Origin of the sequence: Pseudorhodobacter sp. MZDSW-24AT (assembly GCF_002794355.1) — a bacterium.
Taxonomy (GTDB): Bacteria; Pseudomonadota; Alphaproteobacteria; order Rhodobacterales; family Rhodobacteraceae; genus Pseudotabrizicola.
In genome coordinates, this window is sequence record NZ_PGOI01000007.1 from 77476 (window position 1) to 96089 (window position 18614).

Genomic DNA, 18614 nt, shown 5'->3' on the forward strand with positions numbered 1-18614 from the left:
GCGACCCTTCTGGCGGGCGCGCTGTCAGGCCGCGCCCGACTCCCGTTCCAGCCGGGTGAGCAAGGCGCGGGCGGCCTGTTGTTCGGCGATGCGCTTGGAGCCTGCGCGGGCGGCTTCGCGGGCGCCGTTGTCGAGGGTCACTTCCACGGTGAACACCGGCTGGTGATCGGGGCCAGTGCGCCCGGCTTCGGCGTAACTGGGGGGCGACATGCCGCGCGCCTGTGCCCATTCCTGAAGCGCGGTCTTGGGGTCACGCGCATCCTGCTGCACCGTGCCGATCCGGTCCCCCCAAAGCCGTAGCACCAGCGCGCGGGCGGCATCGAACCCGCCATCGAGATAGACGGCGGCGATCAAGGCCTCCATCGCGTCGCCCAGCAGGGCTTCCTTGCGCCGCCCGCCCGAGAGCATTTCCGACCGGCCCAGCTTGAGCACCTCGCCCAGACCGATCGTGCGCGCCACATCGGCACAGGTTTCCTTGCGCACCATGGCGTTGAAGCGCGGCGCAAGCTGGCCTTCACTGGCCTCGGCATCGGCGCCCAAGAGCGCCTCGGCCATCACAAGGCCCAGCACGCGGTCGCCCAGAAACTCTAGCCGCTGGTTGTCGGGCCGGGTCTGCGACGACAAGGAGGCATGGGTCACCGCCCGCACCAGAAGCTCGGGCGTGCGAAAGCTGTGCCCGATCCGCGCCTCGAAGGCCTTGAGATCGGCCGAGAGCCTCATTCCACCGCCTTGAAGAAACGGTCCGAGCGCCAGGTCCAGAAATACAGCATCGAGCGCCCGGCCGACGAGAACATGATGCGGTCGGCGCGTCCGATCAGGTGATCGGCGGGCACAAAGCCCACGCCCCCCACCGCCTGCACGAAGCGGCTGTCCTGGCTGTTGTCGCGGTTGTCGCCCATAAAGAAGTAATGCCCGGCCGGCACGGTGAACACATCGGTGTTGTCGCCCGCACCATTGGTGTCGATGTTGAGAACATCATGGGTCCGCCCGCCCGGCAGGGTTTCGCGCGACCGTGACTTGGTGCAGATGTCGCCTTGGCCCACGGGGCCGTTTTCACAGCGCGGCAACTGGCCCAACGGGCCTTGCTGTTCGTAGACTTCGCTGAACTGGCCATCGGGCTCTTGCGGCACGGCTTCGCCGTTCAGATAGACCACGCCGCCGCGCATCTGCACGGTATCGCCGGGCAGGCCGATCAGGCGCTTGATGAAATCGCTGCCGTTGACAGGATGGCGGAAGACCACCACATCGCCGCGCTCGGGTTCGCTGAACAGCAGGCGCCCGTCAAAGGGGCAGGCCGAGAAAGGGCAGGAAAAGCGGCTGTAGCCATAGGCCATCTTGTTGACGAATAGAAAATCGCCGATCAGCAGCGTGTCTTTCATGCTGCCCGAGGGAATCCAGAACGGCTGAAAGAACAGGGTGCGGAACAGGCCTGCAATCACCAGCGCATAGACCACCGTCTTGAGTGTCTCGACGATGCCGCCGTCGGTCTTTGCCTTGCTGGCCATGCGATTTCCACCTTGCTGATCTTTGCGCCGCTACATGCGCCCACAGCCGGGCCGAGTCAAGTTCAGCCGGGGTTTGGCACCGGGCCGGGGCCAAGCGGGCGCGCCTCGATCACCACAAAGGCCTGCGCCCAAGGATGGTCGTCTGTCAGTGTGACATGGATCACCGCCTCATGCCCCGGCGGCGTCATGTCGCGCAAACGCGCGGCGGCCCAGCCGGTGACCTGCATCACGGGCTGGCCGGTGTCCAGATTGCTCACGGCCATGTCCTTCCAGGCGATGCCCATGCGCAGCCCGGTGCCAAGCGCCTTGGAACAGGCCTCTTTCGCGGCCCAACGCTTGGCATAGGTGGCGGCCACGCCATGCGGGCGGCTGGCGGCCTTGCGCTGTTCGCGCTCGGTGAAAACCCGGTCGCGGAAACGGTCGCCAAAGCGCGCCAGCGTGGCCTCGATGCGCTCGATATTGGCCAGATCGCTGCCGATGCCCAGAATCATGCCGCCCCGCTTTGCAAGACGCAGCCCTGCCCTTGCCGCTTGCACCTTTCCCAAATACTCATCTTTGCCCCCGCTGCCCCCAGCCCTGCCGTTACAGGCCGCGCGCGGCGTTCATCCGGCGGCGCATCTCGGCGATGGCAGGGCCAAGGCCCATGAACACCGCCTCCCCGATCAGGAAATGCCCGATGTTCAGTTCTTGCACCTGCGGGATGGCGGCGATGGGGCCGACGTTGTCGAAGGTCAGGCCGTGGCCCGCATGCACCTCCAGCCCAAGGCTGTGGGCCAGCGCGGCACCTGTATACAGGGCGGCGAGCTCCGTCTCGGCCTCATCGGTGCGGCCTTCGGCGTGCAGGTCGGAATACAGCCCGGTGTGCAGTTCCACCACGGCGGCGCCGATGCGGGCGCTGGCCTCGATCTGGCGCGGGTCATGGCTGATGAACATGCTGACGCGGGCGCCCGCATCGCGCAGCGGCGCGATAAAGGCCTTCAGCCGCGCTTCATCCCCGGCCACATCCAGACCGCCTTCGGTGGTGCGTTCCTCGCGGCGTTCAGGGACAAGGCAGACGGCATGCGGGCGGGTCGCAAGGCAGATGGCCTGCATCTCATCCGTGGCGCCGCATTCGAAGTTGAGCGGGATGGCAATGCCCGCCTTGATGGCGGCCATATCGGCATCGCGGATGTGGCGGCGGTCTTCCCGCAGATGGGCGGTGATGCCATCGGCCCCGGCCTCTTGCGCAAGCAAGGCGGCCCGCAGCGGGTCGGGCCAGACAGAGCCGCGCGCGTTGCGCAAGGTGGCCACATGGTCGATGTTGATGCCAAGGCGGAGGGGGCTGCTGTGGGTCATCGCGCGGTCTTTCGTGTTCTGGCCTTCATCGTGAGGCCTTCCTCTTCTGGCCTTATGGGGTTGACCCGTCGGGTCGGGCGGTCCGGGCCTTGCTGCGCAGGTTAGGGCGCAGGCGGGGTGTCGTCATCCCCTTGTTTTGTACCCGGCACAGGGTCTTTGTGGCCGTCTTTCGCCGCATCTGCGGCGCGCTGGGCCAAGGCTGCCAGACGTTCGCGCAGCAAAAGCCGCTTGTCGCTGCGTTCCTTGAACTTGGCGCTGCGCGCCTTTTGATAGGCTTCGACCAGAGGGATGGTGATATAGTAGAAGATCAGGCTGAGCAGGATGCCCGGCCCCAGCGCCCCGATGAAATAGGGCAGGTAGATGTCGGACCAGAAACGCGACAACCCGTCCCAATGCATGTCTTCGGGCCCGAAGAGGGCAAGGAAATTGTGCCACAGCTCAACCCCGGCATGGGCGAAACCGTCGCCGATCGCCTCGGCGGTGAGCGGGGTGTCGATGCCCAGCATCCAATGGCCCAAGGTGATGGCGCCCACCGCGAAGAAGGGGGTGGTGATGGGGTTGGAGTTGAAGGTGGCGAGCAGGGCTGCAAGCACATTGCCGCGCATCACCCAAGCCAGCCCCCATGCGCCAAGGAATTGCAGCCCGGGCAAGGGCAGGAAGCCGATCAGGCTGCCCGCGAAAACCCCGCGCGCGATGCGGTGGGGCCGGTCCGGCAGGCGGCGCATGCGGTGGATCACATAGCGCGTGGCGCGGCGGAATCCGCCGGTGGGATAAAACATCTCCCGCATCCAAGCCAGCCAGCCGCGCCGGTCACGCCTTTTGAAAACCACGTTCTTCCTCGCTTGGGCTGGTGCCGCACCGCAACGCGGTGGCGCGTCTGGCCCTTCATGCGCCGCAATACATGAAGTGGCGGTGACTGGCACGCCAGAAATTGCCTGAGCAGCAGATGGTTTTCGCGGCGGGCTTCGGCAAGGGGGAGGACCTGTGCGGCGCGATCACGGGCTGCCTGACGCGCCGTCATCGGCTTGGGCGCGGGCGCGCAGGCGGGCGGCGGCGCGTTCGCGGATCGATTCGGCGCGGTCGCGTCGGCGCTTTTGTCGCAGCTTCTGATAGCCAAGGATGACCGGCAGGCTGACGTAATAGCAGATGGTGGCGGTCACGAGACCGGGGGCGATTCCCCCCACCAGATAGGGTTTGAACAGACCGTAATAGAAATGGCGCAACTGGCCCCATTGGGTGGGGCTGTCGGTGAACATGGCGACGATGTTCTGCCAGATCTCGCCCGAGGCGCTGGCAAAGGCCGAGAGGATCAGGCGGGCGGGCACGGCATCCACCCCGGTGCCCAGCATCCAGTGGCCCAGCTGAACCGAGGAGACGGCGATGATCGGAAAGGTGATGGGATTGCCGAAGAAGGTGGCAAAGATCGCCGCCACCATATTGCCGCGCATCAGGAAGGCCAGCAAGGCCGAGGCAAAGAAGTGCAGGCCGAACAGCGGGGTGAAAGAGATGAAGACACCCGCGAAAATGCCGCGCGCGATGCGGTGAGGCGGATCGGGAAGCCGGGTCAGACGGTGCCAGACATAGGTGCCCGCGCGCAACCAGCCGCCTTGCGGATAGACCGCTGCCTTGACCCGTTCCGGCCAAGTCCTTTTGTTGCGGCGACGAAACACCACTGGTTTGCCCCCCCTTGCTTCCGGTCCGCACATGGGCGCGGGCCTGTTACGGTTTGCGGGTCTGGTCCCTGTAGCGAGACACTTGCGCCACATCGGTTTCGGCTTCGAGCGCCGTCATCACCATATGCAGGTGTTCTACATCGCGCAGATCCACATCGACAATCAGCCGATAGAAATCCGGTTTGCGATCTGTAAACCTCAGGTCAGAGATATTGGCGCGTTGCTCGCCGATCAAGGTGCAAATCCGCCCCAGCACGCCCGCGTCATTGGCGATGGTCAGTTCCATCGTCACCGTATGCACCGCCGCATGCCGCCCCGAGTGCCATGCCAGATCGACCCAGCGTTCGGTCTGATCCTCGAATTCCTCGAGCGCCGGGCAGTCAATGGCATGGGCCACCACGCCCTTGCCGCGATAGGTGATGCCGACAATGCGTTCTCCCGGCACCGGCTGGCAGCAGGGGGCGCGCCGGAAGACCTGATCATCTGACAGACCCAGCACCGGACGGGTCGAATCCACCACATCCAGCTCGGCGCGGGCCAATTCGGGATACAGCGTTTCGACCACGCGGCGCGCGGTCAGCTCGGCCGAGCCGAGGCGGGCGAGCAAATCCTGATCGTCATTGAGGCCCAGCATCTTGGCAGCGGTCCGCAAGGCCTTGTCACTGGCTTTCTTGCCGACATGGTCAAAGGCGGCGCGGGCCAGTTCCTGCCCCAGCTTGATGAAACGGCCCCGATCTTCTTCCCGCAGGGATTTGCGGATGGCGGCCTTGGCGCGCCCGGTGGTCACGATGTCGATCCACGAGGCTTGCGGACGCTGGCCTTCGGCAGTGATGATCTCCACCGACTGGCCGTTTTTGAGCCGGGTCCAGAGCGGCACGCGGATGCCATCGACCTTGGCCGAGACGCAGGAATTGCCGATGCGGGTGTGGATGGAATAGGCGTAATCCAAGGGCGTGGCGCCGCGCGGCAGCTGCACCACATCGCCCTTTGGCGTGAAGCAGAACACCTGATCGGAATACATCTCGAGCTTGACGTGTTCCAGAAACTCGTCGTGATCGCCTTCGTCAAAGCGTTCGGTCATCGACGCGATCCACTTGCCGGGATCAATCGCAAACGGGTTCTGGGCGCGCACGCCTTCGCGGTAGGACCAATGCGCGGCCACCCCGGCTTCGGCCACTTCGTGCATTTCACGCGTGCGGATCTGCACTTCGACCCGCTTGCCATCACGGCCCGAGACCGTGGTGTGGATCGAGCGATAGCCGTTGGTCTTGGGCTGGCTGATGTAATCCTTGAAGCGCCCCGGCACCGAGCGCCAGCGCTGATGGATCACGCCAAGGATGGCATAGCAGTGCGGGACCGAGGCGCAGATGATGCGAAAGCCGTAAATGTCGGACAGACGCGAAAAGGCGAGATCCTTTTCCTGCATCTTGCGCCAGATCGAATAGGGCTTTTTTGCGCGACCATAGACCGTCGCCTCGATTTCCACCTTTTCAAGCTCATGGCGGATGTCGGCGGTGATCTTGTGGACCACATCGCCCGCTTCGCGTTGCAGCGTGAGAAAGCGGCGGATGATGGAATTGCGCGCGTCTGGGTTCAGAACCTTGAAGGACAGGTCTTCAAGCTCTTCGCGCATCCATTGCATCCCCATGCGTCCGGCAAGCGGCGCATAGATTTCCATGGTTTCGCGGGCCTTTTGCGCCTGCTTTTCCGCGCGCATCGATTTGATGGTGCGCATGTTGTGCAGACGGTCGGCGAGTTTGACCAGAATGACCCGCAGATCCTTTGACATCGCCATGAACAGCTTGCGGAAGTTTTCCGCCTGCTGGGTTTCGGTCGAGGAGAGTTGCAGGTTGGTCAGCTTGGTGACGCCATCGACGAGTTCGGCCACTTCGGTGCCAAAGTGGCGTTCCACCTCGGTATAGGTGGATTTGGTGTCTTCGATGGTGTCGTGCAGAAGGGCGGTGACGATGGTCGCATCATCAAGCCGCTGTTCCGTGAGGATGGCGGCGACCGCGACGGGATGGGTGAAATAGGGTTCACCCGACTTACGAAACTGCCCGTCGTGCATCGCCATGCCATAGGCATAGGCGCGGCGGATCAGATCGGCATTGGTGCGCGGATTGTAGTTGCGGACAAGGGCGATGAGGTCTTCTACGTCGATCATCATCGCCCCTGAAGCGGGGTTCCCCCCAAATCAGAGTTCGCCTTGCGCTTCCATCAGGGCGCGCAGCAGCTTTTCTTCGGACATGTCGTCCTGCATCGGGCGGTCAATCTCGCCCGACATCAGAAGCGCCATCTGGTCATCTTCAGGCTCGTCCACCTCGATCTGGGTCTGGTGGCTTTCGATCATCCGCTCGCGCAGCGACTCTGCCGATTGGGTTTCTTCGGCGATTTCGCGCAAGGCAACGACCGGGTTCTTGTCATTGTCGCGATCAATGGTGATCGGCGAGCCGGACTGAATCTCGCGCGCCCGGTGGGCAGCGAGCATCACCAGTTCGAACCGATTCGGAACCTTGTCAACGCAGTCTTCAACCGTCACGCGGGCCATGGACGACTCCAGTAGGTCTTGGGGGCATGGAAAGGGTGTGTTTACGCCCGATGGCGGCTCTTGACAACCCCGGATTCAGCGCGGGGGTCAGGAAAGGGGCTCGACTTCGGCGCGATCGGCGGGCGACAGCGCCGCCAGCATCTGCGTCACGCTGCGCTGAAGGAGCGGGTGCACCCAATCCGGCGCGACTTCGGCAAGGGGGACCAGCACGAAGGCGCGGTCTTGCAGGCGGGGATGCGGCAGGATCAGCCGATCCGGGGTCAGGCGGGCCTGATCGGCCGGGGGCAAAGCGCGCCAGTGCGTTTGGGTTGCGGCATCCGGCAGCACCTGATCATCGAAGGCCAGAAGATCAATGTCGAGCGTGCGCATGCCCCAGCGGCTTTCGCGCTGGCGACCGAATTCAGACTCCACCGCATGCAGGTGATCCAGAAGGCGGGCCGCACCCAGCGCGGCAGGCACCGAAAGGCAGGCGGCGGCATTGACATAATCGGGGCCGGCGCCTTGAGGAAAGCACGGTGTTTTGAACAATCGGCTTGCCTTGAAAACAGGGGGGGCCGACGCTAAGTCAACGCATTCAGCGATGAGGCGCTTGCGCAAGTTTGCCATTGCCTTCAATACTGTAGCCTTGGGGTCCTGACTGTCGAAAGGAAGATTGGCCCCGAATGCAACCAGCGCGTGCACTGCCTTTTGCATGGTGTGTTTACACTTTCGTATAGAGCGACTTGCCGCGCAAAGAATGGACCTGATACTGGGGTTTACTTATCCCGCCCCTGTCGTTGATGCCAGATCTGACCACTCCGCGTAGACATGACGGGTTAAGTATTTTTTGTGAGGAGTTTTTATGTTTTACAAAGACGAACGACTGGCGCTTTTTATTGATGGATCAAACCTTTACGCAGCAGCGCGCGCCCTTGGGTTTGATATTGATTACAAGTTGTTGCGACAGGAGTTCATGCGTCGGGGCAAATTGCTGCGCGCGTTCTATTACACGGCCCTGCTGGAGAATGACGAATATTCTCCGATCCGGCCGCTGGTCGACTGGCTGCATTACAATGGCTACACCATGGTGACCAAGCCCGCGAAGGAATACACCGACAGTCAGGGCCGCCGGAAGGTGAAGGGAAACATGGACATCGAGTTGACGGTCGATGCCATGGAACTGGCTCCGCGGGTGGATCATATCGTGCTGTTCTCGGGCGACGGGGATTTCCGCCCGTTGATCGAAAGCCTGCAGCGGCAGGGGGTGCGGGTGTCGGTGGTGTCGACGATCCGCAGCCAGCCGCCGATGATCGCGGATGAACTGCGCCGTCAGGCCGACAATTTCATCGAGCTGGACGAGCTGCGCGATGTGATTGGCCGCCCGGCCCGCGACCCGCGCCCGGCAGGCGAGCGCGAAGACATCCCGCTGATGTCGAAGTAAGACGGCGCGCCAGCGGGGGTGCGCGCCTGCGCCACGGTGGACGCGCGGCGCGCCGGGCGCTAAAGGCGGGCCGCATGACAGGATTGGCTGATTTTTCTTGCGCGTCGGCGGGACGGCGTTCCGCATGCTGACCGGCACCTCTTTGGTCGGGCTGTTCGTGGCCGCGTTTCTGGCGGCCACGCCGATTCCGTTTCAATCCGAGGTGGTGTTTCTGGCGCTGATGGCACAGGGCACGCTGGCGGTCTGGCTTTTGGTGGCGGTGGCGTCGGTCGGCAATATTCTTGGCTCTTGCGTGACCTATGCCTTTGGCCGGGGGTTGGGCGGCGCGCGCGGTGCGCGCTGGCTTGGCCTGACACCCGAGCGCCGCGCCAAAGCGGAACGTTGGTTCGCGCGCTGGGGGGTGTGGTCGCTGCTGTTGAGCTGGGCGCCGGGGGGGGATTTCATCGTGGCGCTGGCGGGGGCGCTGCGGGTGCCGCTGCCGCTGTTCCTGACGCTGCTGACCATCGCCAAGACGCTGCGCTATGTGGCGGTGGCGCTGATCGGGCTGGGGATCTGGGGCTGAAAGCCGCCATTGGGGGCTGGACCTGCGGGCCGCATGCCCTTACCTCTGGGCCAGACCCTCGCGCATAGGCCCGCCATGACCGATCTGCCCGCTTTGCATCTGTATCTTGCCGCGCCGCGTGGTTTTTGCGCGGGCGTGGACCGGGCGATCAAGATCGTGGAACTGGCGCTGCAGAAATGGGGGGCGCCGGTCTATGTGCGGCACGAAATCGTGCACAACAAGTTCGTGGTCGATGCGTTGCGCGCGCAAGGGGCCGTTTTCGTGGAAGAGCTGGATGACTGCCCCGTGGACCGCCCGGTGGTGTTTTCCGCCCATGGCGTGCCCAAGGCGGTGCCCGCCGAAGCGGCGCGGCGCGAGATGATCGCGGTGGATGCCACCTGCCCCTTGGTGACCAAGGTGCATAACGAGGCCGCGCGGCACCATGAGAACGGGCTACAGATGATCATGATCGGTCATGCCGGCCATCCGGAGACCGTGGGCACCATGGGGCAATTGCCCGAAGGTGAGGTGCTGCTTGTGGAGACCGTGGCCGATGTGGCGACGTTGCAGGTGCGCGATCCGACCCGGCTGGCCTTCATCACGCAGACCACCCTGTCGGTGGATGACACGGCCGATATCGCCGCCGCGCTGAAGGCGCGCTTTCCGGCGATCCATGCCCCCGCGCATGAAGACATCTGCTATGCCACCACCAACCGGCAAATGGCGGTCAAGGCGATTGCCCCCCGCATCGACGCGCTCTTGGTGATCGGTGCGCCGAATTCTTCCAATTCCAAACGGCTGGTCGAGGTCGGCTCGGCGGCGGGCTGCGCCTATGCGCAGCTGATCCAACGCGCCACCGACATTGACTGGCGGGCGCTGGAAGGCATCCGCGCTGTCGGGATCACCGCAGGCGCCTCTGCCCCTGAGGTGCTGGTGAACGAGGTGATCGACGCGTTCCGCGCCCGTTTTGCCACCACGGTGGAGTTGGTGGAAACCGCGCAGGAACATGTGGAATTCAAGGTGCCGCGCATTCTGCGCGAACCGGCCTGAGGCCCTTTTTCCCCTCCCCTTCTTTGCCGCCTTGCAGACACGTCCGCAGACTGCGCAGGACGGGCGCCAAGCCAATGGCTGGGCGAAGCGCTTGCCTGAGGCAAGGCCGCAAGGCCGCCGCCGAGGCAGATCCGTGCGGCGCAGCCGCGCCTTTGGCTTAAAGCGCGTTCAGAAGCGCCATGGTGGGCCAAGCATCTGCCGGCAGACCGAGCCGCGCCTGTTCGGCCTGCACCGCTGCGCGGGTGCCCGCCCCCAGAATTCCGTCGATGCGGCCCACGTCATGCCCGCGTGCGGCCAGCTTTTCTTGCAGGCTGCGCATTTGCGCCTCGTCCAGCCCGGGCTCGGGATTGCCCGCCTCGAACACCGGCGCGCCCTCCAGCCGGGTGGCGAAATAGGCGCCGGTCAGCACATAGGTGAAGCTCTGGTTCCAGTCGAACAGAGTGTGGAAATTGTCATAGGCCAGAAAGGCCGGACCAAATCGGCCCTGCGGCAGGATCAGCGACGCCTCGCCTTGGGGCAGAGCGCCGATGCGCGCGCTGACGCCCATCTCTTGCCACGCCGCCACCGGCAGGCGCCGTTCAAGCCCGGTCAGTGACCAGTCCATTTCTGCGGGCACCTGCACCTCGGCCAACCACGGCTGCCCCGCTTGCCAGCCATGGTGCTGCAACAGGCGGGCGCCCGACAGCAGCGCATCTGCCACCGAGGTCTTCAGCGTGACATGCCCGTCGCCATCGCCATCCACTCCGCGCGCCAGAATATCGGCGGGCAGCATCTGCACCATGCCGATTTCCCCTGCCCAAGCCCCGGTGGTGTCGGTGGGCAGATCGCCTGCGGCATGCAACGCGATGGCCGCGAGGATCTGCGGCTGGAACAGTTCCGGGCGGCGGCAATCATGGCCCAGCGTGACCAGCGCATCGCGGGTGTTGAAATCGCCCTGCACGGCGCCGTAATCCGTCTCGAAGGCCCAGAAGGCCATGAGGATGCCAACCGAAACGCCATATTCCGCCGCCGCGCGGTCAAGGAGTGCCGCATGCTGCGCCGCCAGCGCCCGGCCCCGCTCCAACCGGCTGGCCGAGATCAGCCGCCGCGAGAAATCGGTGAAGTTCATCCGGAACACGCCCTGCGCACGGTCGGCCTTGAGCACCCGATCATCCAGCCGTGCGTCTGCCAGATAGCTGCGCGCGGCCGTTTCGGGCAGGCCCGTCGCCTCTGCCTCGGCGGTGATGGCGGCGATGAAATCCGAAAGGCTCCCCCCACAGGGGGCGGCGAGGGCGGGGCCAGATGTCAGCGAGAGGACAAGAAGGGCAGCAGGGAGAAAACGCATGAGCAGAGCCTAGATCAGCGCCACGCAGCCGACAAGCAGGAGCATCAGCGCCCAAGCCCGCCACAAGGCGCGGCAGGCGGCCTCGATCTCGGGGGGGCCGGGATCGCGCCGTCCTTCGGGCCAGACCCAAGGAAAATCGGACATCACGCCATGATAGGCGCGCGGTCCCGAAAGGGAGACATTCAGCACGACCGCCATCGCGGCCTCGGGCCAGCCTGCATTCGGGCTGCGGTGCAAGGGCGCGTCGCGCAGGATCGGCCGGGGATCGGTGCGGCCATGCGCCAGCGCGATCAGCAGCGCCGTCAGCCGGGCCGGGATCAGGTTCAGCAGATCGTCGAAGCGGGCTGACGCCCAACCGAATTCTTCATGCCGGGGGGTGCGGTGGCCGATCATGCTGTCGGCGGTGTTGGTGATCTTGTAAACGAGCATCAGAGGCAGGCCGCCGACCAGAAACCAGAAGGCGGGGGCGATCACGCCGTCAGACAGGTTTTCGGCCGCGCTTTCGATGGCGGCCCGTGACACCCCCGGCGTGTCGAGCGCCGCCGTGTCGCGCCCCACGATCATCGAGACCGCGCGTCGGCCTTCGGGGAGCGATTGGCGCAGAGCGATGGCCACCGCGCGGACATGATCGACCAGCGACTTCTGCGCGAGCAGGATCGCCGCCGCGAGGCCTTCGAGCAGCCCGAAATCGGGCACGAGGGCGATCAGGGCGCCAACCCCATAGGCGCCCAGCACCATCAGGACGAGTGCTGCCGCGCCTTTGGCCCGGCGCTGCCCACCGCTGTTGAGACGACGGTCGAGCGCCGCCACCACGCGCCCCATCAGCACGGCCGGATGCGGCACCCTGTCCCAGATCGCCTTCGGCTCGCCCAAGGCCGCGTCGAGCAGCATTGCCAGAAACAGGATCATCGCGGGCCTCTCCGGAAGGCGGTGTGATGCCAAGGCCTTACACCGCCGATTCGCGCGGCGACAGGGGGTTTGGGGCGAAGTTGTTCTGGGATCGGCTGCAAATCACGAGGGAACCGCCCTTATTTTCCCACGTTTCGCATGGTGTCACGTGATTGACTTGATTTTAACCAATTGTGGCGCAGACTGTTAACCACAAGCGAGGGAGGGCGCCGTGCTGGAATTCTTGCCACAGGACATCCGCGAAGGTCTTGATGCGGCCCGCAAGCGCGAGGCGCGGCGCAGATCGCGTCTGCGGGTTCAAGTGGGCGACGCGGTGTTTCCGATCCTGCGGTTTTGGGACAATGGCTTTGCGCTGGATGGCACGCTGACCCCGCAGCTGCGCGGCTTGGTGGATGTGTATGATGGCGCCAATCACATCTTCCAATGCCTGATCGTCGCCTCGGTGACAGAGAACGGGGATCTGGTCTGCGAATTCAAACGCTCGACCGCTGTGCAGGACAAGGCTCCTTTGGATTTCTGGCGCGACGAGAATGCGCCCGTGGCCTATTTGCCCCGTCTTTGACACCCGGCAGAGCAGGCGGGGGACGCGACGGCCCCCCGCTTTGCACCTTATTGCAAATCCCCAAAGGCGGATTGCAGGCGGGACACCGCCTCTTCGATCCGGGCGCGCGGCGTGGCGATGTTGAAGCGCAGATAGGACTCGCCCCCCGTGCCGAAGGTTTCGCCATGATTGGCACAGATCTGTGCCGCTTTCTCGACCCGCGCCTTGAACTCGGCGGGCGCCATGCCGGTGCCGGAAAAATCGACCCAAGACAGATAGGTGGCCTCGAGCGGCATCGAGCGCAGGCCGGGGATGGCATTCACCCCGGCATCGAAGAGGCGGCGGTTGCCATCCAGATAGGCCACCAGCGCATCCACCCAGACCGCGCCTTCGGGCGAATAGGCGGCCTCGGCCATATGCATGCCGAAAGAATTGGCCGAAATGCCCATGGCCATGATCTTGGCCGCGAATTTCGCGCGCAAGGCATCGTCGGAGATGATCACATTGCCGATATGCGCGCCCGCGATGTTGAAGGTTTTGGTGGTGGCCGTCAGCATCACCAGCCGGTCGGCCACATCCGGCGCGGCGAGTGGCATCGCGATATGGCGGTGCCCCGGCATCACCAGATCATGGTGGATCTCGTCCGAGACCAGCACCAGATCATGCCGCACGCAGAAATCTGCGACCCCGCGCAGTTCCGCCTGTGTCCACACCCGTCCGCCGGGATTGTGCGGCGAGCACAGGATCAACATCCGCTCGCCGCCCGTCATCTGCGCGTCCCAAGCGGCAAAATCCATCTCGTGGCGGCCATCCACCAGCGCCAGCTGGCATTCCACCACCTTGCGCCCCGCCGCTTTGATGGTGCGGGCAAAGGCGTGATAGACCGGGGTCATCAGCACGACGCCATCGCCGGGCGCGGTATAGGCATCGACCACCAGCCCGGTGGCATTCACCAGCCCATGCGTGGTGAAAATGTGGTCCGGGTTCAGCGCCCAGCCGTGCCGCGTCTGCATCCACCAGCGGATCGCCTCACGATAGCCCGCGTCATCGCCGTAATAGCCATAAATGCCATGCGCGGCCATCTTTTCCAACGCCGCCTGCACGCACTGGGGTGGCCGGAAATCCATATCCGCAACCCACATCGACAAGCCCGTGTCGGCTGGCACGCCATAAAGACGCTCCATCATGTCCCATTTCACCGAATGGGTGCCAAGACGCGGGATCTGTTCATCGAAATTCATGCTGCGGCCTTTTGCTTGCGGGTGTTTGTTCCGTATAATGCCACAAAAGCGGAATGTCCTCCTGTTTCATCGGCAGCGCCGCGCCGAGGCGGGCCTGCTGCGGCATCCTGCCGGAACCGACGGGCGGCGCCCTTGTGCCTCTTGCGCGCTTACCCCTTGCGCCGTAAATCATCGCCATGATCCGTCCCATCCTGATCCATCCCGATCCGCGCCTGAAAAAGCCCTGTGACCCAGTGGCCCAGTTCGATGGCGCCTTGCGCAAACTGGCCGAAGACATGCTGGAAACCATGTATGACGCCCCCGGCATCGGCCTTGCCGCGCCGCAGATCGGCGTGATGCAGCAGGTTCTGGTGATGGATTGCATCAAGGACGGCCCGCCGCGCCCGATGGCACTGGTCAATCCGCGCGTGGTCTGGACGTCGGAAGATCTGTCCAGCTATGAAGAAGGCTGCCTCTCGATTCCCGACCAATATGCCGAAGTCCGCCGCCCGGCCGAGGTGCGGGTGGCGTGGCAGGCGCTGGATGGCTCGGAACAGGAAGAGCAGTTTGCCGGGCTTTGGGCGACCTGCGTTCAGCATGAGATCGACCATCTGAACGGCAAGCTGTTCATTGATTATCTCGGCCCGCTGAAGCGCCAGATGATCACCCGCAAGATGGAAAAACTGAAACGCGAACGCGCGCGGCAGGGCTAGGTGGCGGTTCTTCCCATTCTGCGTTGGCCCGATCCGCGTCTTGCCACGCGGTGCGCCCCTGTGGCCGAGGATGTGGCGCAGCTTGCCGCCGACATGCTGGAGACCATGTATGCCGCACCCGGGCGCGGTCTGGCCGCCCCGCAGGTCGGGGTGCTGAAACGGCTCTTCGTGATGGATGTGGCGTGGAAAGAGGGCACCCCCGCCCCGCGCATCGTCATCAACCCGCAGATCCTCTGGCGATCGGAGGACACCGCCACTGGTGCCGAAGGCTGCCTGTCGATCCCCGGGATCCTGACCGACATCCGCCGCGCCCGCGAAATTCGCATGGCATGGACCGATGAACTCGGCCAATCGCAGGATGAAATCCTTACCGGCTTTGCCGCCATTTGCGCCCAGCATGAATACGACCATCTGGATGGCATCGTCACCTTTGACCGTCTTCCCCCCGACCAGCGCACCGCCGCGCTGGCCGCGTATCAGGATTCCCCCCGCGCATGACCCGAGCTTGCATCCCTTGGCCACACCCCGTGCTGCGCAGCCCCGCCGCCGATGTGCCGGCCGTCACCGATGAGATCCGCGCCCTGTGGGAGGAGATGATCGAGGTGATGGACGCGATGCCCGGCTATGGGCTTGCCGCCGTGCAGATCGGCGTGCCGCTGCGCCTTGCGGTCGTCGATTGCTCCGACCAGCGCGGGCAGGCCATTCGCATGGCCAACCCCGAGATCCTGCACGCCAGCGGCGTGCTGCGCGAGCATGAAGAGGCAAGCCCCAACCTTCCCGGCGTCTCGGCGGTGATCAAACGCCCCCGCGCGGTGACCGTGCGCTATCTGAACGAACACGGGCAGATGGAAGAGCGCGATTTCGTGAACCTTTGGGCCACGTCGGTGCAACACCAGATCGACCATCTGGCGGGACGCATGTATTTTGACCGCCTCTCACCATTGAAACGCAAGATGTTGATTGCAAAGGCGGAAAAGGCGCGCAAACGGGGATGAAGATTGTTTTCATGGGCACGCCCGAGTTTTCGGTGCCCGTCCTGCACGCCCTTGCCGCCCGGCACGAGATCGTTGCCGTGTATACGCAGCCCCCCCGCCCCGCCGGACGCGGCAAGGCCGACCGGCCAAGCCCGGTGCATCAGGCCGCCTTGGCGCTTGGCCTGCCGGTGCGCCACCCGGCCCGGCTGAAAGAGGCGGCCGATCAGGCAGCGTTCGCGGCGCTTCACGCGGATGTCGCGGTGGTCGTCGCCTATGGCCTGATCCTGCCGCAAGCGGTGCTGGATGCCCCGCGCCTTGGCTGCCTGAACATCCATGCCAGCCTGCTGCCGCGCTGGCGCGGGGCGGCACCAATCCACCGCGCCATCATGGCGGGCGACCGCCACACCGGCATTTGCATCATGCAGATGGAGGCGGGGCTGGACACTGGCCCGGTGCTGCTGCGGCAGGAAACGGAAATCGCCGCGCAGGAAACCACCGCCGAGTTGCATGACCGCCTGTCGGACATGGGCGCCGCGCTGATTGTGGAGGCGCTGGAACAGCTCCCCCGGCTTACCCCCCAGTCGCAGCCTGATGAGGGCGTGACCTATGCCACCAAGATCGACAAGGCCGAGGCCCGCGTCGATTTCACCCAAAGCGCCGAGACGGTAGACCGGCTGATCCGGGGCTTGTCGCCCTTCCCCGGCGCATGGGTGCCCGTGGGGGGCGAGCGGGTGAAACTTCTGCGCTCGCGCGTGGTGGATGGCAGCGGCGCGCCGGGGCAGGTGTTGCACGGCTTTACCATCGCCTGCGGCACAGGCGCGGTTGAAGTGCTCATGGCGCAGCGCGAGGGCAAGCGCCCGATGCCTGCGCTGGACGTGCTGAAGGGTCTGGCCCTGCCAGAGCGGCTGATCTAGCCAAAGGCTGCCGCCATGCCCATATTGGGCACAGGAACGGAGGCCACCCATGCCCATCATCGCGCTTGTCATCATCGGTGCTGCCGCAGGCTTTCTGGCGACCCGCATGCTGAGGCTGGACACAGATGTGCTGACCACGGTCGCCATCGGCGTGATTGGCGCGCTGATCGGCGGACTGGCCTTGCGGTTTCTCATCACCATCACCGGCTGGATGGCGGGTTTTGTCGGTGCGCTGCTGGGGGCCTTGCTGCTCGCTTGGCTTTGGAAAACCTATATGTCTAGGTGAGGCGCTTCACGGCGTCTTTCAGCTTGAAGCCCCGCGCCCCCGCGCCCAGCCAGAGCATTTGCCCTTGCCAAGCGGCGAAGAGCAAGGCCGCCGCTTCGCGCCCCTTGGCCCCGCCGCCCAGCCGCACCGCCAGCGCCTGTTCGACCCGTGCCCGCCATGTCATCGCCCGCAAGCGCAGCGCAGGGTCTTCGAGATGCCGGACCAAGAGCGGCAGGCCTGCCGCACCGCCACAGCCGTCGCCCAAGGCCTTGACCAGCAGATGCGCGCCCTTGATGGACAGGTCCGCCATGCCCTCGGCCGCCTCGGTGGTTTGGTCCAGTGTGTCCCAGCCATCGCTGAGCGCTGCGCGCACCATCGCCTCTTGGCTGCCATAGCGTTGCACCAAGGTGGGCGCGGCAAGGCCGGTGGCCCGCGACACGGCCCCAAAGCTGGCTCCGCGAACGCCCGACTGCACCAGAAGGGCGCGAAGGGCGGCAAAGACGTGCTGATCGGAAATGATCTTCTGACGTGACATGGCGCGAATATAAACGGCTGTTCATCTAAGCCGCAAGCGCCAAAGCCCTAGCGCTTGGGCGGCAGGGTGCGCGGCGGGCGCGGGCGATAGACCGGCAGACGCCAGCCAAAGAGCAGGCTTCCGGCCCGCAGGATGAAGGTGACGGCTGCGCAGGCCAAGAGCGCCAGACCGCCTGCGCCCAAGGCTTCGGCGGCCAAAGCCGCGACGCCGCCGGCAAAGGCGCAGGTGACGTAAAGCTCGCCTTGCTTGAGCACCAAGGGCACTTCGTTGCACACCACATCGCGCATCAGCCCGCCCATGCACCCCGTGACCATCGCCATGATGAGCACCACCGGCCACGTCATGCCCATACCCGCCGCCGCCGCCACCCCGGCGGGCACCGCCACTGCAAGCGCGCAGGCATCGAGCCACAGAATGGCCCGGTAGCGGCTTTCCAGAAGATGCGCCGTGAGAAACACGATCACGGCCGCCACGGTGGCCACGCCTAGCATCAGGGGATCGACGATCCAGAACACATCGCGGTCCAACATCACATCGCGCAGGGTGCCGCCTCCGGTGGCGGTCAGCCCGGCGATGAAGATGAAGCCCACGATGTCGAGCTGGGCCCGGCTGGCGACCAGCGCCCCGGTGAGCGCGAAGACCGCGACCGAGGCATAATCCAGAAAGGGCAGCAGCGCGGGAAGTGTCATGGCTTGCCGGGCTTGAAGGGCGCCATGCCCGCGCGGGCAAGCTCATCGGCGCGTTCATTCTCGGCGTGGCCGGCATGGCCCTTAATCCAGCGCCACTCTACCTTGTGGCGGGCCTGCGCGGCCTCCAGCCGTTGCCACAGCTCGATGTTCTTGACCGGTTTGTTGTCGGCGGTTTTCCAGCCGCGCCGCTTCCAGCTGTGAATCCAGGTGGTGACCCCATTTTTCACATAGGCGCTGTCGGTGACGATGATGAGTTCGGAGGGCCGGGTCAAAGCCTCCAGCGCCGAGATCGCGGCCATCAGCTCCATCCGGTTGTTGGTGGTGTCCGCCTCTCCGCCTTGAAGCGTGCGCTCTTTGACCACCGCGTCGCCGTCGCGCGCGATCATCAGCACACCCCAGCCTCCGGGGCCGGGATTGCCGGAGCAGGCACCATCGGTATAGGCGAAAAGTTGCGGCAT

Annotated in this window: 25 protein-coding genes; 9 read left to right on the forward strand and 16 right to left on the reverse strand. The window is 64.9% G+C overall.

Annotated elements, in window-relative coordinates; translation table 11 throughout:
* Positions 1-24: 24 nt before the first annotated feature.
* From rnc to folK, 9 genes are all read right to left on the reverse strand, one after another.
* Positions 25-720: a ribonuclease III gene (rnc, locus tag CUR21_RS06365; protein WP_100196185.1), complete on the reverse strand. Its 696-nt coding sequence runs from the start codon at positions 718-720 to the stop codon at positions 25-27.
* Entirely contained in the window at positions 717-1505 is a 789-nt protein-coding gene (lepB, locus tag CUR21_RS06370) for a signal peptidase I (RefSeq protein WP_100196186.1), read from the reverse strand. Before lepB ends, rnc begins: the two co-directional genes overlap by 4 nt.
* Before the next feature lie 62 nt (positions 1506-1567).
* Entirely contained in the window at positions 1568-1996 is a 429-nt protein-coding gene (gene acpS / locus CUR21_RS06375) for a holo-ACP synthase (protein ID WP_100196768.1), read from the reverse strand.
* Positions 1997-2087: 91 nt separating this feature from the next.
* Positions 2088-2840 (reverse strand): pyridoxine 5'-phosphate synthase, encoded by a 753-nt coding sequence (locus tag CUR21_RS06380; protein WP_100196187.1) that lies wholly within the window; start codon positions 2838-2840, stop codon positions 2088-2090.
* A 101-nt stretch (positions 2841-2941) separates the two neighbouring features.
* Positions 2942-3619 (reverse strand): DUF2062 domain-containing protein, encoded by a 678-nt coding sequence (locus CUR21_RS06385; protein ID WP_232622714.1) that lies wholly within the window; start codon positions 3617-3619, stop codon positions 2942-2944.
* 216 nt (positions 3620-3835) lie between these two features.
* Positions 3836-4513, reverse strand: a complete 678-nt coding sequence (locus CUR21_RS06390; RefSeq protein ID WP_100196189.1) for a DUF2062 domain-containing protein — start codon at positions 4511-4513, stop codon at positions 3836-3838.
* Between the two features lie 46 nt (positions 4514-4559).
* Positions 4560-6677 (reverse strand): bifunctional (p)ppGpp synthetase/guanosine-3',5'-bis(diphosphate) 3'-pyrophosphohydrolase, encoded by a 2118-nt coding sequence (locus tag CUR21_RS06395; RefSeq protein WP_100196769.1) that lies wholly within the window; start codon positions 6675-6677, stop codon positions 4560-4562.
* Positions 6678-6707: 30 nt separating this feature from the next.
* Complete coding sequence (gene rpoZ / locus CUR21_RS06400; RefSeq protein ID WP_100196190.1) at positions 6708-7061, reverse strand: DNA-directed RNA polymerase subunit omega; 354 nt, start codon at positions 7059-7061, stop codon at positions 6708-6710.
* Positions 7062-7148: 87 nt separating this feature from the next.
* Positions 7149-7754, reverse strand: coding sequence for a 2-amino-4-hydroxy-6-hydroxymethyldihydropteridine diphosphokinase (folK, locus tag CUR21_RS06405; RefSeq protein WP_100196191.1), 606 nt, complete (start codon positions 7752-7754; stop codon positions 7149-7151).
* 148 nt (positions 7755-7902) lie between these two features.
* Here folK and CUR21_RS06410 point away from each other — a divergent pair, with 148 nt between their 5' ends.
* From CUR21_RS06410 to ispH, 3 genes are all read left to right on the forward strand, one after another.
* A complete protein-coding gene (locus tag CUR21_RS06410) occupies positions 7903-8481 on the forward strand; it encodes an NYN domain-containing protein (protein ID WP_100196192.1) in 579 nt (192 codons plus the stop codon).
* Positions 8482-8605: 124 nt separating this feature from the next.
* Positions 8606-9043 carry a YqaA family protein gene (locus CUR21_RS06415; RefSeq protein ID WP_100196770.1) on the forward strand — a complete coding sequence of 146 codons (438 nt, stop codon included), beginning with the start codon at positions 8606-8608 and terminating at the stop codon, positions 9041-9043.
* 75 nt (positions 9044-9118) lie between these two features.
* Complete coding sequence (gene ispH / locus CUR21_RS06420) at positions 9119-10072, forward strand: 4-hydroxy-3-methylbut-2-enyl diphosphate reductase (RefSeq protein ID WP_100196193.1); 954 nt, start codon at positions 9119-9121, stop codon at positions 10070-10072.
* A gap of 157 nt (positions 10073-10229) precedes the next feature.
* Here the strand turns inward: ispH and CUR21_RS06425 are convergent, their stop codons facing one another.
* Entirely contained in the window at positions 10230-11396 is a 1167-nt protein-coding gene (locus CUR21_RS06425) for a peptidoglycan-binding protein (protein WP_100196194.1), read from the reverse strand.
* 9 nt (positions 11397-11405) lie between these two features.
* Positions 11406-12305 (reverse strand): adenosylcobinamide-phosphate synthase CbiB, encoded by a 900-nt coding sequence (gene cbiB / locus CUR21_RS06430; RefSeq protein ID WP_100196195.1) that lies wholly within the window; start codon positions 12303-12305, stop codon positions 11406-11408.
* Between the two features lie 211 nt (positions 12306-12516).
* Between cbiB and CUR21_RS06435 the strand changes: the two genes are divergently transcribed.
* Complete coding sequence (locus CUR21_RS06435; protein WP_100196196.1) at positions 12517-12867, forward strand: hypothetical protein; 351 nt, start codon at positions 12517-12519, stop codon at positions 12865-12867.
* 47 nt (positions 12868-12914) lie between these two features.
* Here the strand turns inward: CUR21_RS06435 and CUR21_RS06440 are convergent, their stop codons facing one another.
* A complete protein-coding gene (locus CUR21_RS06440; protein WP_100196197.1) occupies positions 12915-14087 on the reverse strand; it encodes a MalY/PatB family protein in 1173 nt (390 codons plus the stop codon).
* Positions 14074-14265 carry a hypothetical protein gene (locus CUR21_RS18575; RefSeq protein WP_157791953.1) on the reverse strand — a complete coding sequence of 64 codons (192 nt, stop codon included), beginning with the start codon at positions 14263-14265 and terminating at the stop codon, positions 14074-14076. The genes CUR21_RS06440 and CUR21_RS18575 overlap by 14 nt, the downstream gene beginning before the upstream one ends.
* On the opposite strand from CUR21_RS18575, the gene def (CUR21_RS06445) reads away from it, so the two are divergent.
* Genes def (CUR21_RS06445) through CUR21_RS06465 form a run of 5 tightly spaced genes read left to right on the forward strand, consistent with a single transcriptional unit; the run spans position 14264 to position 16953 of the window.
* On the forward strand, positions 14264-14779 hold the full coding sequence (gene def / locus CUR21_RS06445) for a peptide deformylase (protein ID WP_100196198.1): 516 nt from the start codon (positions 14264-14266) through the stop codon (positions 14777-14779). The two genes, CUR21_RS18575 and def (CUR21_RS06445), sit on opposite strands and share 2 nt — an antisense overlap.
* On the forward strand, positions 14780-15277 hold the full coding sequence (gene def, locus CUR21_RS06450) for a peptide deformylase (protein WP_100196199.1): 498 nt from the start codon (positions 14780-14782) through the stop codon (positions 15275-15277).
* Positions 15274-15774, forward strand: coding sequence for a peptide deformylase (gene def, locus CUR21_RS06455; protein ID WP_100196200.1), 501 nt, complete (start codon positions 15274-15276; stop codon positions 15772-15774). Before def (CUR21_RS06450) ends, def (CUR21_RS06455) begins: the two co-directional genes overlap by 4 nt.
* Positions 15771-16667, forward strand: a complete 897-nt coding sequence (gene fmt, locus CUR21_RS06460) for a methionyl-tRNA formyltransferase (RefSeq protein WP_100196201.1) — start codon at positions 15771-15773, stop codon at positions 16665-16667. The genes def (CUR21_RS06455) and fmt overlap by 4 nt, the downstream gene beginning before the upstream one ends.
* A 49-nt stretch (positions 16668-16716) precedes the next feature.
* Complete coding sequence (locus CUR21_RS06465; RefSeq protein WP_100196202.1) at positions 16717-16953, forward strand: GlsB/YeaQ/YmgE family stress response membrane protein; 237 nt, start codon at positions 16717-16719, stop codon at positions 16951-16953.
* On the opposite strand, the gene CUR21_RS06470 is transcribed toward CUR21_RS06465, so the two are convergent.
* From CUR21_RS06470 to rnhA, 3 genes are read right to left on the reverse strand one after another with little or no spacing between them, the layout of a single operon-like run.
* The gene (locus CUR21_RS06470) at positions 16946-17467 is read right to left on the reverse strand and encodes a transcriptional regulator (RefSeq protein ID WP_100196203.1); all 522 of its coding nucleotides are present in this window, start codon (positions 17465-17467) and stop codon (positions 16946-16948) included. The genes CUR21_RS06465 and CUR21_RS06470 overlap by 8 nt on opposite strands.
* A gap of 47 nt (positions 17468-17514) precedes the next feature.
* A complete protein-coding gene (locus CUR21_RS06475) occupies positions 17515-18156 on the reverse strand; it encodes a trimeric intracellular cation channel family protein (RefSeq protein ID WP_100196204.1) in 642 nt (213 codons plus the stop codon).
* Complete coding sequence (gene rnhA, locus CUR21_RS06480; RefSeq protein ID WP_100196205.1) at positions 18153-18614, reverse strand: ribonuclease HI; 462 nt, start codon at positions 18612-18614, stop codon at positions 18153-18155. The genes CUR21_RS06475 and rnhA overlap by 4 nt, the downstream gene beginning before the upstream one ends.

What these genes read in the sequence shown, in the direction of transcription:
- rnc (WP_100196185.1), bottom strand. Translation starts at nt 720, where the DNA reads ATGAGGCTCTCGGCCGATCTCAAGGCCTTCGAGGCGCGGATCGGGCAC.
- lepB (WP_100196186.1), bottom strand. Translation starts at nt 1,505, where the DNA reads ATGGCCAGCAAGGCAAAGACCGACGGCGGCATCGTCGAGACACTCAAG.
- acpS (WP_100196768.1), bottom strand. Translation starts at nt 1,996, where the DNA reads ATGATTCTGGGCATCGGCAGCGATCTGGCCAATATCGAGCGCATCGAG.
- CUR21_RS06380 (WP_100196187.1), bottom strand. Translation starts at nt 2,840, where the DNA reads ATGACCCACAGCAGCCCCCTCCGCCTTGGCATCAACATCGACCATGTG.
- CUR21_RS06385 (WP_232622714.1), bottom strand. Translation starts at nt 3,619, where the DNA reads ATGTTTTATCCCACCGGCGGATTCCGCCGCGCCACGCGCTATGTGATC.
- CUR21_RS06395 (WP_100196769.1), bottom strand. Translation starts at nt 6,677, where the DNA reads ATGATCGACGTAGAAGACCTCATCGCCCTTGTCCGCAACTACAATCCG.
- rpoZ (WP_100196190.1), bottom strand. Translation starts at nt 7,061, where the DNA reads ATGGCCCGCGTGACGGTTGAAGACTGCGTTGACAAGGTTCCGAATCGG.
- folK (WP_100196191.1), bottom strand. Translation starts at nt 7,754, where the DNA reads ATGCAAAAGGCAGTGCACGCGCTGGTTGCATTCGGGGCCAATCTTCCT.
- CUR21_RS06410 (WP_100196192.1), top strand. Translation starts at nt 7,903, where the DNA reads ATGTTTTACAAAGACGAACGACTGGCGCTTTTTATTGATGGATCAAAC.
- CUR21_RS06415 (WP_100196770.1), top strand. Translation starts at nt 8,606, where the DNA reads ATGCTGACCGGCACCTCTTTGGTCGGGCTGTTCGTGGCCGCGTTTCTG.
- ispH (WP_100196193.1), top strand. Translation starts at nt 9,119, where the DNA reads ATGACCGATCTGCCCGCTTTGCATCTGTATCTTGCCGCGCCGCGTGGT.
- CUR21_RS06425 (WP_100196194.1), bottom strand. Translation starts at nt 11,396, where the DNA reads ATGCGTTTTCTCCCTGCTGCCCTTCTTGTCCTCTCGCTGACATCTGGC.
- cbiB (WP_100196195.1), bottom strand. Translation starts at nt 12,305, where the DNA reads ATGATCCTGTTTCTGGCAATGCTGCTCGACGCGGCCTTGGGCGAGCCG.
- CUR21_RS06440 (WP_100196197.1), bottom strand. Translation starts at nt 14,087, where the DNA reads ATGAATTTCGATGAACAGATCCCGCGTCTTGGCACCCATTCGGTGAAA.
- def (WP_100196198.1), top strand. Translation starts at nt 14,264, where the DNA reads ATGATCCGTCCCATCCTGATCCATCCCGATCCGCGCCTGAAAAAGCCC.
- CUR21_RS18575 (WP_157791953.1), bottom strand. Translation starts at nt 14,265, where the DNA reads ATGGCGATGATTTACGGCGCAAGGGGTAAGCGCGCAAGAGGCACAAGG.
- def (WP_100196200.1), top strand. Translation starts at nt 15,274, where the DNA reads ATGACCCGAGCTTGCATCCCTTGGCCACACCCCGTGCTGCGCAGCCCC.
- fmt (WP_100196201.1), top strand. Translation starts at nt 15,771, where the DNA reads ATGAAGATTGTTTTCATGGGCACGCCCGAGTTTTCGGTGCCCGTCCTG.
- CUR21_RS06465 (WP_100196202.1), top strand. Translation starts at nt 16,717, where the DNA reads ATGCCCATCATCGCGCTTGTCATCATCGGTGCTGCCGCAGGCTTTCTG.
- CUR21_RS06470 (WP_100196203.1), bottom strand. Translation starts at nt 17,467, where the DNA reads ATGTCACGTCAGAAGATCATTTCCGATCAGCACGTCTTTGCCGCCCTT.
- CUR21_RS06475 (WP_100196204.1), bottom strand. Translation starts at nt 18,156, where the DNA reads ATGACACTTCCCGCGCTGCTGCCCTTTCTGGATTATGCCTCGGTCGCG.
- rnhA (WP_100196205.1), bottom strand. Translation starts at nt 18,614, where the DNA reads ATGCCGCAACTTTTCGCCTATACCGATGGTGCCTGCTCCGGCAATCCC.